Below are 15,739 nucleotides of genomic sequence, written 5' to 3'. Positions count from 1 at the left end.
CACAAGGGCTCTGGATTACAGGGTCACGCGAGGGACTGCATCGAAGATGACAGTGAAGCTCCCGGTGTATAGGCCTGGTTCTTCTCCACCAGGACGACTGGATGGATAGATAAGCATCTCGACCTGGGTGCCTGGCGTGGAGGAAGCATCATCCACCACCTCCTGAGGCACACTGCTCAGCATCGTCCGGTTGAATGCTACCCACAGGTCAATCTGACTTGTCCCGTTGCTCAGCCAAGCCCGACCTTCCTCGATATAGGCATGCACGGAGCCTTCCGTGTTTTTTACATCAAAGGTCTGGCGCACAATACTCAGACGTTGTGTCACAGGGTTGTAGTGCATCACTTCGTTCCTGCCAAACTCCGGATCCCGCGGCTGCACATGAAACTGCTTGTTCGGAATGTTGGCGGTGATGTGAATGGACGAGCGTGCATCATCGGCCGCCATTACCCACGAAGAATTCAAGGCCGCGACAGCCAGAGCAGTCACGAACACCCTCTTTTTAAACATGTTTGACTCCTTTTTTATAGTTAATAGCACCTGTGGCGAGGGAGCTTGCTCCCGCTGGGTGGCGAAGCCGCCCTCGCTTTTCAACCCGCTGAAAAACGCTTCAGCCATGCCACCGTTGCGACTGCTGCGCAGCCGAGCGGGAGCAAGCTCCCTCGCCACAGAGCTTCATGCAGATGCTCCACTCCATGAGCCTTACCACTCCATGCACTTGCGCTGGCTCGCTCTACGGCGCAGTCGCATCGAACACCATGTGCACCGTGCCGTAGTAATCGCCGGGCTTGTAGTCGTCAGCGGGTTTGATGGCGGCGATTTCCAGCGGCACCTGGCGCCCGGGCCGGGCTTCGGTGGCCGAGACCACCTGGGCCGAATCCAGGGTCAATACGACGTTGTTGAACATCACCCGCAAGTCAATGCGCTCACGCCCATTGGACAGGTACGCCTCTTCCCCCAGACGTGCGCCGATGGCGCCGTTGCTGTTCTTCACCTCGTAGGTCGCCCGCAAGGGGCTGAGGTCGGTGGTGATGGTGCTGAAGGGCAGGCGCTGTTCGCGTTGGACCAATTGCGGGTCGAGGGGCAGCACATAGAAGTCGAGCGTCGGGATGGTCACGTAGACTTCGAACGTTTCCCGCTCGACCGCGCCCCAGGCCGCAGCCCAGGGCAACGTCAGGGCAGTCAATGCGAGGGGGCGTATCAATGCCTTGAACATTTTGGTCTTGAACATTTTGATTACCTCTGGCACCCACGACGGCTCGGCGACGGCGGCCATCAACCTTTGATCTCGACGTTCTTTTTCTGGTTGCCTTCGACCAGGGTGAAGCGGTACTCACGCCCCGCTTCCTTGTCGAACGCAAAGCTCTGGCCGCTCTTGACGTGATGCTTGGTGGTCGGCTTGCAGTCGTTGTCTTTCTTCGCCACGCAGTCCTTGAACTCATCGATCACCAACACGGTGTTGCCGTTGTTACGCAATTGGTAGCGGCTGGCGCTGTCCTCGATCACTGTCTCGTAACGGGTGTCCTTGGGCCGCACGAAAAACACGGTGCCGTAACCCGCCAGGATCTTGACCCCGGCGGCCACGCGTTCCTTTTTATATTCCTCGCGTTCTTCGGCGCTGATGGCGAACTCGTCTTCGGCTTCCGGCACTACCGGCACGAAACGCACCCGGAAGTAACGCTCCTTGTCGCGGTTGCCCATGAACAGCAACCGCGTGCCCTGCACCCCGTTGGCCGGTACGATCAGCCGCGCCGGGCTGGCCATCAGGCCGTCCTTGGCCTGGGCACTGGCCTGGTTCTGCAGCGGCACTTCCTGGTAGGTGCCGTCCTCGTTGTAGATGATTTCCAGGATATTGACCTTGACGAACGCCGTGGACGTCCCGCCGTTGAACACCCGTTTCATGTAGGTGCTTTTGTCGCCGTCCAGGTAGTCGTAGACCACCCCGACACCAATCTGCGGCCCGGCCTGGGCCATGCCGCAAAACAGATAGAACCCAACCCATGCCCATAAATGCTTCATCACTTTTTCAACCTCATGCATTAAACGTAATTCACTGAATATGGCTGGCCTCAAGGCCGCTCAGACTTCCGAATCCCAGATCACCGTGACGTTGCCGGTATAGGCCTTGGCGCCGCTGTCCAGCATCTCTTCGACGCTGCTACGGGCCACTTCAAAGTGCAGGGTGCCCGGCCTACGATCGACGTAGAAACCCGGCTGGAACAGTTCGGTGCCGCTGCCGTCACGCAGCAACCGGCGACGGTTGGCCGGTTGCCCGGAGCTGTCCGTCAAGCCGTCGGGCAGGGTCACGCTGACATCCACCGGCACGGCGTGGCCGGTGCCGGTTTCGGCGATCGCGCAGGTATTGCCACTGGTGTGCTGGCATTCGATGGCCATCTTGAAACGTGACGAGGCCGAGATATGGAAGCGTTGATCGCGAAACAGCCGAGCCGGTTTTCGCCCACTGTTCAGCCAGGCTTGCCAGCCTTCCGGGGGCACCAGTTCCACGCGGTTGCCGCCGGGGGGCACTTCGACCTTGAGGGTGTGCTCGACGTCGAGTTTGAAATTGAGGGTAATCACCGAGTCATTGGGGAGCATGACGTCACCCATATCGAAGTCCTGCCCCGGCCCAACGCCATAGCTCACCGAGCCCCGGTATTGACCGGACGACATCTTCAAGGGGTTGGGTGTGCGCAGTTCGTAGGCGAAGTCCAAGAAGTGGTAGGCAATGCTGGGGATCAAGTAGGCGGCCTTTTTGGCACACACCCCCTCGGTTGGCGTCTTCCAAAAGAAGTTATAGATGTACTCGTTCATGGTCCCGAAATGGGTGGACTGACAGGGCGAAGGCGCGTACTTGAAACTGGAGCCGCTCCATAACCTGTTATGGGCGGTTGTGAGATCCACACCGCCACCCACCAGACTGATGACGCTGACAGGGAGTCGGTAGCGCGAACCGATGCCGGAGACACGAACTTGAACGATTTCAGTTTCGCCCGTATCGGTATGGATCACCTGTGCCAGGCGCCAAGTGGCGGGCACATCAAACATCGCCCCTTGCCGGGAATCCCCATGATTGGCTTGAATGGGACCGGTAGACTCGAAGGCAATGGGCAGCTGGATGCTGAACATTTTTTCCCTCTCACAGACCGCCGGATACAGCGCGCAATAACCCGAGACCGGGGTGGTATTGAGAAAGGTGTTTTCATTGGGCTTCGAGGGATCGGGCCTGAATATGGCGCTGACATCCTTGCTGACGGCATGAGCCGTCGATACACAGGTCAACACCACCACCGATACCATGCCTTGCACTGCCATTGGTAACTGCTTCATCTCTACCTCACCCTCAAATCGGCCCGGACTGCCCAAGCCACTCCTTTTTAAATTTCCGAATCCCAGATCACCGTGACGTAACCGGTGTAGGCCTTGGCGCCGCTGTCCAGCATCTCTTCGACGCTGCTACGGGCCACTTCAAAGTGCAGGGTGCCCGGCCTACGATCGACGTAGAAACCCGGCTGGAACAGTTCGGTACCGCTGCCGTCACGCAGCAACCGGCGACGATTGACCGGTTGCCCGGCGGCGTCGGTCAAGCCATTGGGCAGGGTCACGCTGACGTCCACTGGCACGGCATGGCCGGTGCCGGCTTCGGAGATCGCGCAGGTATTGCCGCTGACGGTTTGGCATTCGAGTGCCATCTTGAAACGGGAAGAGGCGGAGATATGGAAGCGTTGGTCGCGGAACAACCGCGTGGGTTTGTGGCCGCTGTTCAGCCAGGATTGCCAGCCTTCCTGGGGGACCAGTTCGACCCGGTTGCCGCCGGGGGGGACTTCGACTTTGAGGGTGTGCTCGACGTCAAGCTTGAAGTTGAGCGTGAGCGCCGAATCGTTGGGGATCATGACATCGCCCATGTCAATGTCCTGCCCTGGCCCAACGCTATAGGTCAGCGACCCGGTGTATTGGCCGGACGACATTTTCAGTGGGTTGGGGGTGCGCAGCTCGTAGGCAAAGTCCAGATAGTTGTAGCTCATGGCAGGGATCAAGTATCGGGCCGTTTTCCCACACACACCTTCTGTCGGCACCTTCCAGAAAAAGGCATAACTCGTAATGTTATAGAGTGAAACACCGCTGTATTGACATGGCAAAGGCGCATACACCCATTCAAGACCGCTCCATAACGCCCGGTGGGCTCCCCAAACGCTCGCGCCGCCACCTACCAATTCGATCACACTATTGGAGAACAATTGTCTCGACCCAAAGCCGGACCAGCGCACTTCAACAGTTTCTATTTCGCCCGTCCCCGTATGGGTAACTTGTACCGGACGCCAACTGGCAGGCACTTTAAACATCGCACCTTGCCGAGGATCTTCATGATTCGCCTGGATAGGACTGATCGTATTGGCAGAGAGACGTAATCGAACGCTGAACATTCCTGTCGCCCTGCAGTCCGACGGTCTATCTGCGCAGTAACCACTGATAGGCGTGGTATTGAGAAAGGTATTCTCATTGGGTTTCGATGGGTCAGGCCTGAACAGAGCGCTGATATCCTGGGTCAAGGCATTGGCCGCAGGCGCGCACGCAAACAACAACACCGAGACCACGCTGCGCACTGCAACCGATAAGGGTTTCATTTATACAACCTCATACAATCAAGACAAATCGCTGCAAATAGGTAGGTGAGCAATTCACTTGTGGGAGCAAGGCTTGCCCGCGATGCAGGCGCCTCGCTCTTCAGGTGAACAGCGTTATCGTTCATCGCGAGCAAGCTTTGCTCCCACAGTTTCAGGAGCAAGCTTTACTCCCACAGTTTCAGGAGCAAGCTTTACTCCCACAGTTTCAGGAGCAAGCTTTGCTCCCACAGTTTCAGGAGCAAGCTTTGCTCCCACAGTTTCAGGAGCAAGCTTTACTCCCACAGTTTCAGGAGCAAGCTTTGCTCCCACGGTCTCATGAGCGCTGTTTCGTCCCGGTCTCGGCCAGCGTCGTATCGGCCAGGGTGTCCGGCGTGCAGCGCAAGTCACCGATCATCAGCACATCGCCTTCGCGGCTCGCGTTGTCCGGGTCGAGGCGGAACCGGCAGAACAACTCGCTGCCATAACGCACCTCCAGGGTGGGCGAGCCGGCATTCATTTCCATGGAGAAGAACCCGTCCGCCTCGCTGACACCGCGACTGGCGTGGTTGATCACGTGATGGCCCTTGAGCGGTTCCCCCTGTTCGTCCAACAGACGACCCAGCACGGTCACGGTTCTCAGCACACTGATCTTGCGGTAATCCACCCCGCCCTTGTTCAGGTGATAACGGGTGCGGGACGGCTCGATGTTCGCCGCCGGCGGATGCACGCCGTCGAAATCGAAGGTCACCATGCTGTTCTTGTAGGCGGTGATCGGCACGAAATTGCGGCCCGGGTGCAAGGTGGTGCTGCCGCCGGTCAAGTCGTCGGCCCGCAGGATGATGTCGTCCAGGTCGGTTTCCACGTCGACGATCATGCCGGCACCGCGCCCCTGGGGCACGCCGGTGAAGGCGGCTTTCTGCCCGCCCACCGCCACCGTGCTGCTCAGGTTCAAACCGCCGGTGAGGTTGTCGTTGTAGGAGGAACGCTGGATGAAGCCATCGCCGTACATCGACTCGGTCATGAAGCTGGCGATACCCGACAGCCCGACGCCATAGGTGTCGGCCAGCGCCGTGGCGGAGACGCTTTGCAAGACGTGGTCTTCCAAGTCGCGGCGATACGAAACCGAGGCATTGTTGTCCCGCGCGCCATCGCGCGAAGTGCGGGTGCCGACGCTGCCCGACCAGTATTCGCCCGGCCCGCCCAAGGCGACGCTGAGGCTCAGGTCCAGGCCACGGTTGCGCTTGTCGGCGGTGCTCGAAGTGCCGGGGCGGTCGAACACCGACAGCCGCCAGTTGGCATCGCTGCCACGCAGCGTGGTGCGCTGGGTCCAGCCCAAGTCCAGGCCGGTGCCCTGGACGTTGCCTTCGCTGTAGGCCAACCGGCCGTTGATGGAGTTCTTGTTGCTCAAGCGATGATTGACCGACAGCGATGAATTGCTGGTCTGGCCGACGTAGACGTTGCGCTGGCGGACACGGGTGCCGTCCGACAAGGTTTCGTAGGTGTTGCGGGTGTCGAGCCAACTGCGGTTGTGACTGGCGACGATGCTGCCATGGCCGTAGCTGTACAGGCCTTGCAAGTCCATGCCGGTGCCGTACTGCTGGGTCTGGTAGACGTTGGCGTACAGGCTGGTGTTGCTGGCGAGCGTCCAGTCGATCGAAGTGCCCACTTGCAGTTTGTCCTGCACCTGGCGCGTGGACGCACCGAGGATCACCCGTGGGTGCAGCAGGTAGTTGACGCCGATGCCGGCGGTCGTGAAACCCGAGGGCTGATCTTCCCAGTTGCTCCACAGCCGGGTTTCGCGACCGGCGAACAGGTTGTAGCGCCAGCGGTCCTCGGTACTGTTCCAGTTGTTGGGCTTGTAGACCAGCTCCTGGCTGGTGGCGGTGGTTTGCCCATCTTCAATCAGCCGCACTTCCACTTCATAGATACCGCCGGGCAACGGGCGGGTGTCCAGGCTCTGCAAGCCAGCGCTGACGGCCTGGGTATTGATCAGCAGGCCGCTGCGATAAATTTCCACCGACGCCTGGCGGCTGGCGGTGACATAAATGGGGTAGACGCTGGGCTTGGGATTGTCGATCACCAGGCTGTCGGAGCTGCCGTACATCACCCCCAGCGCGGTGTCCGGGTTGGCGCCGAACGAACGGATCTGGCGATTCAAGCCATCGGAACCGGGCGTGAAGTAACCCAGGCGGAAGAAATTGCCTTCCATTTCCCGTTGGGTATAGAGCTCATGGACGGCGTGGTAGAGCTTGTCGTCCGGCCCGCCAAGACGCGAGAGCTGAAGGTCCAGCGACTGGCTCCAGTTACCCACGCTGGAACTGGCATTGAGGCCATACCGCCCACCGGTGTCCTGTTTCTGGCCACCGTTGATATTGAGTTGGTTATTGAAGATCAGGCCGAGGCTGCCGCCTTCCGGCTGATCGTAGAAACGCTTGGCTTCAGTTGCGCGCTCGACATCCTGGGTCAGGATCGACACCAATGAATTCTCGAGGCTGTAATGCACGGCCAACAGCCCGCCGGTGCAGTTGGTTTCACACGCGCCCAGCACTTGTCCCTGCTTGAGGCGTTGCTCCCATTGTTCGCGCTCGACGGCCTTTATCGTGCTGTCTTGCGTTTCGGTGAATTCCAGCAAGGTAATGCGATCATCTCGCGTCAAGACCACCATGGCTTCGCCGAGATACTGCTGATTGAGTTCTATACGAACCGCGAGTGGCACATCGAAGAAGTGGGCTTCAAACTCCGCCGGCAGGCCCTTGGCCTGGGACAACAGGCTTCTTGGCGTCGTACCGGGGGCGATTGGCGCGGCCAATGCTGTCGCGCACAAAAATAGCGCGAGCGCACCTGCGATGGGTGTCATCGGAAACATCAACGGATTCTCATATTCAGCGTGCTATCGGGGCGTTTCAGGTACAGGCCGACCGGCTGGGGAGGGCCGGTCGGCCTGCGGCGATGCCCATGGGCGAGGAGAGACTCACCGGGCAGCGAATGGCCTTACGGGCGCGGCACGGCGTCGAAGATGACGGTCATGTCAGCGGTGTACAGGCCGTTCTGGGTGTCCAGGGGCCTGGCCGCGACGATGGTCATGTCGGCCTGGGTGCCTGGCGTGGAGGTCGCATCGTCCACCACTTCCTGCGGTATGGCGGTCAGGGTGACGCCGTTGAAGGCGGTGGTCAGGGCGATGGAGTTGCTGCCGTTGTACAGCGCGGCCGGGCCGCCTTCGATATAGGCGTTTACCGAACCTTCGGTGTTTTTCACGTCGTAGGTCTGGCGCAACGAAGTCAAGGTGCCGCTGACCGTGTTGTAGCTCATGACTTCGTCTTTACCGAAGTCAGGGTTGCGTGGCTGCACATGGAACTGCTGGGTCGGGATGTTCGCAGTGATGTGGATCGACGAGCGAGCATCATCGGCAGCAAATGCCAGCGAAGAACCCAGGGCGGCGGCGACCAGGGCAGTACTGGATACGAGTTGTTTGAGCATGTTGTTAACACCTGTTCTTAGCAATAAAGAGAAAAGGTTGAAATTTGCAAACCAAGCGCAATTTGGCTTGCCCTCCAACGCCGAGCATGATCGGCGCTCTTTAACTAAAAAAAAGCAGGAAGATTCCTATAGGCTTGTAGTAAATCCAATATACGAAAGAGCGAAAAATACGCAGTTTTCGATAAAACATAAGTTTGGATGTCAGAAACAGCCCACATTTTAAGCCTACGCCACTTTTATCATTACAAATGTATGCCGCCGCATCCCGCATACATTGAGCATTCAGGTAAGGTCCTTTCCTGAACCCAAGTAACCCGCCGCCAAACCAAGATGTATCTTAGTTTGCGAAAAACAATCAAGTTAAAAGATATATCTTTTATTCAAGATATATCTGAGTGCTATCTATATGCAGAACGGAGACAGCATATGAACGCCCTTTATTCTCATTCCGACTCTTCCTCCAAACGCGAACACGACGGTTTCGAACGACGCCCGACAGGTTCGCGTGGCAACCGGGCCCCCCGGGTCTTCGCCGCCGGTGATTTGAAGGTGTTGTTGCTGGCGCTGATTGCCGAGCAGCCATGCCACGGCTACGACCTGATCCGCCGGATAGAGCACATGTTCGAGGGTGCCTACAGCCCCAGCCCCGGTGTGATCTATCCGACCCTGACCTTCCTGGAAATGAACGCGATGATCAGTTGCGGCGTCGAAGACGGAAAAAAGTGTTACAGCGTAACCGATGCCGGACGTCTATCCCTGGAGAAGCAGGCCGAAGTGCTGGATGAGGTGCGTACGCGCATTGAAATCAGCAAGCGCACATTGCGCGGCCATGATCGTCCCCCGGAGATCCATGAAGCGGTGTATAACCTGCGCCATGCCCTGCAAAAGCACCCTGGCCACTGGAGCCCGGAAGAAATCCGGCGGGTGCGCGACCTGCTCAACGACACCGCCAAAGCCATCATCGACGGCCCCGACCGTCCACCTGTCTCGGAGTCAAGCCAATGACCGAAGTCGATCCAAACACTATTCATCGTGTCAGCCATGAGATCAAACGCCGTCGCCTGCAAGTGTTGCGGGTGCAGGACCTGACCCCACGCATGCGCCGCATCACCGTCGGCGGGCCGGAACTGGCCGGGTTCGCCAGCCTGGGTACGGACGATCATGTGAAATTGCTGTTCCCGCAGAACGCCGAGGAACACGCCGCTCTGGAAAACTTCAGCCCCAGCATCGACAAGGCCCAGGGCCCGATGCCCGAGATGCGCGACTACACCCCGCGCCGCTATGACCTCGATACCCTGGAGCTGGACATCGATTTCGTGCTCCACGGCGACGGCCCCGCTGCAACCTGGGCGGCCCAGGCAACGCCCGGGCAATACCTCTACATCGCCGGGCCACGGGGCTCGATGATCGTGCCGGACATCTTCGACAGCTACCTGCTGATCGGCGACGAAACCGCCCTGCCCGCCATCGCCCGTCGCCTCGAAGGCCTGGCGCCCAACCGGCGTGCCCTGGTGGTGGTGGAAGTGGAAAACGGCGCCGAGCAGCAGATTCTCCAAAGCCCGGCGCAGGTGCACGTGATCTGGGTGCTGCGCGAGGGGCGCCAGGACAACCTGCTGCGCACCGTGCAACAGCTGGACATGCCCGGCGGCAAGCTGTACGCCTGGGTCGCGACCGAGAGCAAGGTGTCGCGGCAGATTCGCAAGGTGTTGCTGGAAGAGAAAGGCCTGGACCAGGACTTTGTGAAGGCGGTGGGGTATTGGAAGCTGGATGACAGTGAGGACGATTGAGGGACGGGCGGTGGCTGAAGTACCCTGCACCCGCTGACTGAACACAACCCTCTTTGGGAGCAAGGCTTCTGTGGGAGCAAGGCTTGCCCGCGATGAGGACGATGCGGTCTTTCAGAAATCGAGTCGCCTGTTTCGCGAGCAAGCTTTGCTCCCACAGGGCCATCGCTGTCCTTTAATGTCTTGATCAACATTCCACCAGGTACCCCGCCCCATGCTTTTCCTGCTCGCCTACATCAGCAGCGTCGTGCTGATCAACTTCGCGTTTTCCGCCGCGCCGCACCTGGACATCATCTGGTCGGCCTGGGGCGGCCTGGTGTTTATCCTGCGGGACATGGTGCAGACCCGTTTCGGCCACGGCGCCATCGCGGCGATGCTGGTGGCGCTGGTGTTGTCCTACGTCACCTCGGACCCAACCATCGCCCTGGCCAGCGCCACGGCGTTCGCCGTGTCCGAATGCATCGATTGGCTGGTGTTCACCATCACCAAGCGCCCACTGCATGATCGGTTGTGGATCAGTTCGGCCCTGAGCATTCCCCTGGACACGTTCATCTTCTTCGGCCTGATCGACGCCCTGACGCCCGCCGTGGTGATCACCGCCCTGCTCTCGAAATTCGCCGGGGTCACCGCCGTCTGGCTGATCATGGCCTGGCGTCTGCGCAAACAGGCCGTCGCCGGCTGACGCGGTTCATGTAAAATGCCGCGTTTTCTCCCCATGGGAAGCTCGCCCGGCGCGCGCCCCGATGATCCGCTCCTGTTTGAGGACCTTCAGATGACCCGTATCGGAACCCCATTGTCGCCCACCGCGACCCGCGTTTTGTTGTGTGGCAGCGGTGAGCTGGGCAAGGAAGTGGTAATCGAACTGCAGCGCCTGGGCGTCGAGGTGATTGCCGTGGACCGCTACGCCAACGCGCCGGCCATGCAAGTGGCCCACCGCAGCCATGTGATCAACATGCTCGACGGTGCTGCCCTGCGTGCGGTGATCGAGGCCGAGAAGCCGCATTTCATCGTGCCGGAAATCGAAGCCATCGCCACCGCCACCCTGGTGGAACTGGAAGCCGAAGGCTTCACCGTGATCCCCACCGCCCGCGCCGCGCAACTGACCATGAACCGTGAAGGCATCCGTCGCCTGGCCGCCGAAGAACTGGGCCTGCCGACCTCGCCGTACTTCTTCGCCGACACCGTGGAAGACTACCGCAAGGCCGTGGAAACCCTGGGTTTCCCGTGCGTGGTCAAGCCGGTGATGAGTTCCTCGGGCAAGGGCCAGAGCCTGCTGCGCAGTACCGATGACGTGCAAAAAGCCTGGGACTACGCCCAGGAAGGCGGCCGTGCTGGCAAGGGCCGGGTGATCATCGAAGGTTTCATCGATTTCGACTACGAAATCACTCTGCTCACCGTGCGTCACGTCGGCGGCACGACCTTCTGCGCACCGGTCGGCCACCGTCAGGAAAAGGGCGACTATCAGGAATCCTGGCAGCCACAAGCCATGAGCCCGGTGGCCCTGGCCGAATCCGAGCGCGTCGCCAAGGCAGTGACCGAGGCCCTGGGTGGTCGCGGCCTGTTTGGCGTCGAGCTGTTCATCAAGGGTGACCAGGTGTGGTTCAGCGAAGTCTCGCCGCGCCCACACGACACCGGCCTGGTGACGCTGATCTCCCAGGACCTGTCGCAATTCGCCCTGCATGCCCGCGCCATTCTCGGCCTGCCGATCCCGCTGATCCGTCAGTTCGGCCCTTCGGCCTCGGCGGTGATCCTGGTGGAAGGCCAATCGACCCAGACCGCTTTCGCCAACCTGGGCGCGGCCCTGAGTGAACCGGACACCGCCCTGCGCCTGTTCGGCAAACCGGAAGTCAACGGCCAGCGCCGCCTGGGCGTGGCCCTGGCCCGCGACGAATCCATCGAAGCCGCCCGCGCCAAGGCGACCCGCGCTTCCCAGGCCGTCAAGATCGAACTGTAAACAAGATCGCTTGCCCATGGTGACCTGTGGGAGCAAGGCTTGCCCGCGATGAACGATAACGCGGGCCACCTGAAGACCAAGGCGTCAGCATCGCGAGCAAGCTTTGCTCCCACGGTTAACTGGGGTGACATCCGGGTATTAAAAAAGGCGACACCCGCAAGGGTGTCGCCTTTTTCATGGTCGCCGGTTGAGCTTAATCCGGCAGTTTGTAGGCGATCACATAATCGCCCTGCTTGGTGCCCAGGGAACCGTGACCACCGGCAACAACCAGCACGTATTGCTTGCCGTCCTTGCCGGTGTAGGTCATCGGCGTGGTCTGGGCGCCGGCGGGCAGGCGGCCTTCCCACAGTTGCTTGCCGTTCTTCACGTCATAGGCACGCAAGTACTGGTCGAGGGTGCCGCTCAGGAACGCCAGGCCGCTGGCGGTGGTGAAGGGGCCACCCAGGCTCGGGACGCCCATGCTCAGCGGGATCGGTACCGGCGAGCTGTCGCGCACGGTGCCGTTCTTGTGCTTCCACAGGGTCTTGTTGGTGGTCAGGTCCACGGCCGCCACATAACCCCACGCAGGCGCCTGGCAAGGCAGGCCCATTGGCGAGAGCAGCGCTTCGAGGATCACCCCATATGGCGCGCCCTTGTTCGGCTGCACGCCTTCGGTTTCGCTCTTGCGCCCCGGGCCACCCGCCACTTCGGCCGCTGGCACCAGCTTCGACTTGAACGCCATGTAGCTCGGGTTGACGAAGGCGATCTGGCGCACCGGGTCCACCGAAATGCCGCCCCAGTCGAACACGCCGAAGTTGCCTGGGTAGACGATCGAGCCTTGCAGCGACGGCGGCGTGAACATGCCGTCATAACGCAGCGACTTGAAGTCGATCCGGCAGAGCATCTGGTCGAACGGGGTCACGCCCCACATGTCGCTTTCCTTGAGGACCGGCGGCACGAAGTTCAGGTCGGACATCGGTTGGGTCGGCGAGGTGTGGTCGCCTTCCACCGCGCCTTGCGGCACAGGGATTTCCTTGATCGGCACGATCGGCTGGCCATTGCTGCGGTCCAGCACATAGAGGCTGCCCTGCTTGGTCGAGGCCAATACAGCGGGTTTCACGCCATCGGCGGTCTTCAGGTCCATCAGGGTCGGTTGACCGCCGACGTCCATGTCCCACAGGTCGTGATGAGTGAACTGGAAGTACCAGCGCACCTTACCAGTGGCGATGTCCAGGGCGGTCAGGCCAGCGGCGTATTTTTCCGATTCCGGTGTGCGCAAACCACCGAACTGATCGGGGGTCTGGTTGCCCATCGGCAGGTAGAGCATGCCGAGTTTTTCATCGACGCTGAACATGGACCACATGTTCGGCGAGTTGCGGGTGTAGGTCTTGCCCTCGGCAATCGGCGTGGTGTCGTCCGGGTTGCCGCTGTCCCAGTTCCACACCAGCTGGCCGGTGTGCACGTCGTAGGCACGGATGACACCGCTGGGCTCGTCAGTGGAGACGTTATCGGTGACGTGGCCGCCGATCACCACCAGGTTCTGGGTGACCGCCGGTGGCGACGTGGAGTAGTAACCGCCGGCCGTGAAGCCGCCGATGTTGGCGGTCAGGTCGACCTGGCCCTTGTCGCCGAAGTCTTCGCACATCTTGCCGGTGTCGGCGTTGAGGGCGATCAGACGGGTGTCGGCGGTCGGCAGGAAGATCCGCCGTGGGCATACGCTGCTGGCCGGCGTGGTGCTGGCGGCACCGGTGGGGCTCTGCTCGGCAGAGGCGTACGCGGCGTCATCGTGATAGGTCACGCCACGGCAGGTCATGTGGGCCCAACCCTTGAAGTTCTGCGCTTTTTGCGTGGAAAGCTTCGGATCGAAACGCCAGATTTCCTTGCCGGTTTCAGGCTCCAGGGCAATCACCTGGCTGTGAGGCGTGCACACGTAGAGCATGCCGTTGGCCTTCAGCGGGGTGTTTTCGGCAGTGGTTTCACCCGGATCGTTCGGCCCTGGCAGGTCGCCGGTGCGATAGGTCCAGGCCGGCACCAGTTTGCTGACGTTCTCGGGAGTGATCTGCGCCAGCGGCGAATAGCGGTCGCCATGGGCACTGCGCCCGTAGGAGTTCCAGTCGCCGTCCGGCATGGCCGGTGCGGTGTTGGCCATGCCCGGCACGCTGTCGCGGTCCAGTTGGCCCTTGATTTCACCCGGGTTGGTGAACTGGCTGGCGAGCGCGGCAACACCGGCGATGACCACGGCTGCGCCCAATGCGCGGGTACCCACGGACGAGGCATCGGCGGTCAACAGCGGGCGACGGAACCACGGCAGCAACATGACAATGCCCAAGGCAAACAGCATCGCCAGGCGCGGCACCAGTTGCCACCAGTCCAGGCCCACTTCCCACAATGCCCACACGGTGCTGGCGAACAGCACCAGCGCGTACAGGCCCAGGGCCGCGCGACGGGCCATGATCAGCAGCACGCCGGTCAGCGCCAGGCCGAGACCGGCCAGCAGGTAGTACAACGAGCCGCCAAGCGTGCTCAGCTTGACTCCCCCGGCCAACAGGACCAGGCCCATCAATAGAAGCAGAATGCCGAGCAAACTCGGTAGCAGACGGCTTCGACTCAAAGCACCTTCAGTGCTCATAGTGTGTTTCTCCGTGACGTTTTAAGGAGTCCCGCGCAAGTAGTCACTGTAGATGACGATCTTGCGGGGGCATGGTTCAGTTGAAAAAAGTAATTGGGTGTACGCGGACCATTGTGGGAGCGGGCTTGCTCGCGAAAGAGGCATGTCAGGCGACTTTTATGCCGGATGTGAAATCGCCTTCGCGAGCAAGCCCGCACCCACAGAAAGTCGTTCGTCATACGCCAAAAGACAGCGCTGTCTTTCGGAGTCTGGACATCGAGCATTCTTAGATTTTTCAGCAGGTAATAAGCTGGACGCAGAGGCTTCGGCACAACAGAAGAAGCGTTTCAGCAGGCGGCGCAAGGATAATGTCCTGCTCTCAATAGAGAAAGAGCTTTTGCTGACATGAATCATCTCGGATTCGGTAACAGTGCGCCTGGCGCTGACGGCCATGATGAAGGCTATGCTTCCACCAAAGGGGCACCTCGGCTAAGGTGCGCGGCTTTACACCTTTAGCGCGAAGGCCTCCCATGACCGAACCCAACAACAACCCGCTGCACGGCGTGACGCTGGAGCAGATCCTCAACGCCCTCGTGCAGCACTACGAATGGTCGGGCCTGGCCGAACGCATCGACATCCGTTGCTTCAAGAGCGACCCGAGCATCAAGTCGAGCCTGACCTTCCTGCGCAAGACGCCGTGGGCGCGGGAGAAGGTCGAGCGCCTGTACATCAAGTTGATGCGCACTAAACGGCCGGTCTGAGTCATGGGGATTGACAAGGGTCGTCAGCGCTTCGTATCGGTGACGGCACTGCTGGGCTGGGTGGGATTGAGCATCCAGCTGTACCTGATCCTGCTGGGTCGCTGGAAACTGGACGCGAGCCTGCTGGGCGGGCTGGTGAGTTTCTTCAGCTTCTTCACGGTACTGACCAACCTGTTGGTGGCGGTCGTCCTGACCTGGGAATTGACCCACCGCCAATCCCCGACCCGACGCTGGTTCCTACGGCCCAGTACACGCAGCGGCGTCGCCGTGAGCATCGCCCTGGTCGGCCTGGCCTACAACCTGCTGCTGCGCCACCTCTGGCAGCCCGAAGGCTGGCAGTTCGTGGCCGATGAGTTGCTGCACGACGTGGTGCCCTTGCTGTACATCGCCTATTGGTGGCTCTACGTGCCCAAAGGCGGCTTGCGCCTGGGCCACATCGGGCTTTGGGTGATCTACCCCTTGGTGTACTTCACCTACGTCCTGCTGCGCGGGGATCTATTGGCGGCTTACCCCTACCCTTTCATCGATGTGGCCCAGGCGCAAGCCGCCTTTGGGCACGTAGAGCCACCAATAGG

The 15,739-nt window shown here is 60.5% G+C and carries 14 protein-coding genes; 6 read left to right on the top strand and 8 right to left on the bottom strand.

Going from position 1 to position 15,739, the window contains the following annotated elements; translation table 11 throughout:
- Positions 1-15: 15 nt before the first annotated feature.
- The 7 genes from B0E42_RS22240 to B0E42_RS22210 all read right to left on the bottom strand — a co-directional run bounded on the left by B0E42_RS22240 (position 16) and on the right by B0E42_RS22210 (position 8,078).
- Entirely contained in the window at positions 16-510 is a 495-nt protein-coding gene (locus B0E42_RS22240) for a hypothetical protein (RefSeq protein ID WP_033062481.1), read from the bottom strand.
- Positions 511-733: 223 nt separating this feature from the next.
- A complete protein-coding gene (locus tag B0E42_RS22235; protein WP_033062482.1) occupies positions 734-1,216 on the bottom strand; it encodes a CS1 type fimbrial major subunit in 483 nt (160 codons plus the stop codon).
- A gap of 59 nt (positions 1,217-1,275) precedes the next feature.
- Positions 1,276-2,019 (bottom strand): pilus assembly protein, encoded by a 744-nt coding sequence (locus B0E42_RS22230; RefSeq protein WP_033062484.1) that lies wholly within the window; start codon positions 2,017-2,019, stop codon positions 1,276-1,278.
- Positions 2,020-2,079: 60 nt separating this feature from the next.
- Positions 2,080-3,312, bottom strand: coding sequence for a hypothetical protein (locus B0E42_RS22225; RefSeq protein ID WP_053181620.1), 1,233 nt, complete (start codon positions 3,310-3,312; stop codon positions 2,080-2,082).
- A gap of 62 nt (positions 3,313-3,374) precedes the next feature.
- Positions 3,375-4,622: a hypothetical protein gene (locus B0E42_RS22220; protein WP_077507445.1), complete on the bottom strand. Its 1,248-nt coding sequence runs from the start codon at positions 4,620-4,622 to the stop codon at positions 3,375-3,377.
- 313 nt (positions 4,623-4,935) lie between these two features.
- On the bottom strand, positions 4,936-7,467 hold the full coding sequence (locus tag B0E42_RS22215; RefSeq protein WP_077507443.1) for a CS1-pili formation C-terminal domain-containing protein: 2,532 nt from the start codon (positions 7,465-7,467) through the stop codon (positions 4,936-4,938).
- 125 nt (positions 7,468-7,592) lie between these two features.
- A complete protein-coding gene (locus B0E42_RS22210) occupies positions 7,593-8,078 on the bottom strand; it encodes a CS1 type fimbrial major subunit (RefSeq protein WP_018603314.1) in 486 nt (161 codons plus the stop codon).
- A 426-nt stretch (positions 8,079-8,504) separates the two neighbouring features.
- Here B0E42_RS22210 and B0E42_RS22205 point away from each other — a divergent pair, with 426 nt between their 5' ends.
- From B0E42_RS22205 to purT, 4 genes are all read left to right on the top strand, one after another.
- The gene (locus B0E42_RS22205; protein WP_053189792.1) at positions 8,505-9,083 is read left to right on the top strand and encodes a PadR family transcriptional regulator; all 579 of its coding nucleotides are present in this window, start codon (positions 8,505-8,507) and stop codon (positions 9,081-9,083) included.
- Positions 9,080-9,865, top strand: coding sequence for a siderophore-interacting protein (locus B0E42_RS22200; RefSeq protein ID WP_077507441.1), 786 nt, complete (start codon positions 9,080-9,082; stop codon positions 9,863-9,865). Before B0E42_RS22205 ends, B0E42_RS22200 begins: the two co-directional genes overlap by 4 nt.
- Positions 9,866-10,076: 211 nt before the next feature.
- The gene (locus B0E42_RS22195) at positions 10,077-10,544 is read left to right on the top strand and encodes a preQ0 transporter (protein WP_077507439.1); all 468 of its coding nucleotides are present in this window, start codon (positions 10,077-10,079) and stop codon (positions 10,542-10,544) included.
- 90 nt (positions 10,545-10,634) lie between these two features.
- Positions 10,635-11,816, top strand: a complete 1,182-nt coding sequence (purT, locus tag B0E42_RS22190; RefSeq protein WP_018603333.1) for a formate-dependent phosphoribosylglycinamide formyltransferase — start codon at positions 10,635-10,637, stop codon at positions 11,814-11,816.
- 193 nt (positions 11,817-12,009) lie between these two features.
- Here purT and B0E42_RS22185 read toward each other — a convergent pair whose 3' ends face one another.
- On the bottom strand, positions 12,010-14,424 hold the full coding sequence (locus B0E42_RS22185) for a glucose/quinate/shikimate family membrane-bound PQQ-dependent dehydrogenase (protein WP_077507437.1): 2,415 nt from the start codon (positions 14,422-14,424) through the stop codon (positions 12,010-12,012).
- 509 nt (positions 14,425-14,933) lie between these two features.
- Here B0E42_RS22185 and B0E42_RS22180 point away from each other — a divergent pair.
- Both B0E42_RS22180 and B0E42_RS22175 read left to right on the top strand, forming a co-directional pair.
- Complete coding sequence (locus B0E42_RS22180; RefSeq protein ID WP_003205228.1) at positions 14,934-15,164, top strand: VF530 family DNA-binding protein; 231 nt, start codon at positions 14,934-14,936, stop codon at positions 15,162-15,164.
- Between the two features lie 3 nt (positions 15,165-15,167).
- Positions 15,168-15,739: Pr6Pr family membrane protein (locus tag B0E42_RS22175; RefSeq protein WP_139353202.1), on the top strand; the 572-nt coding region annotated here is incomplete at its 3' end.

Origin of the sequence: Pseudomonas sp. A25(2017) (assembly GCF_002001065.1) — a bacterium.
GTDB lineage: Bacteria > Pseudomonadota > Gammaproteobacteria > Pseudomonadales > Pseudomonadaceae > Aquipseudomonas > Aquipseudomonas kilonensis.
This window is presented reverse-complemented; position numbering and strand designations above follow the sequence as displayed.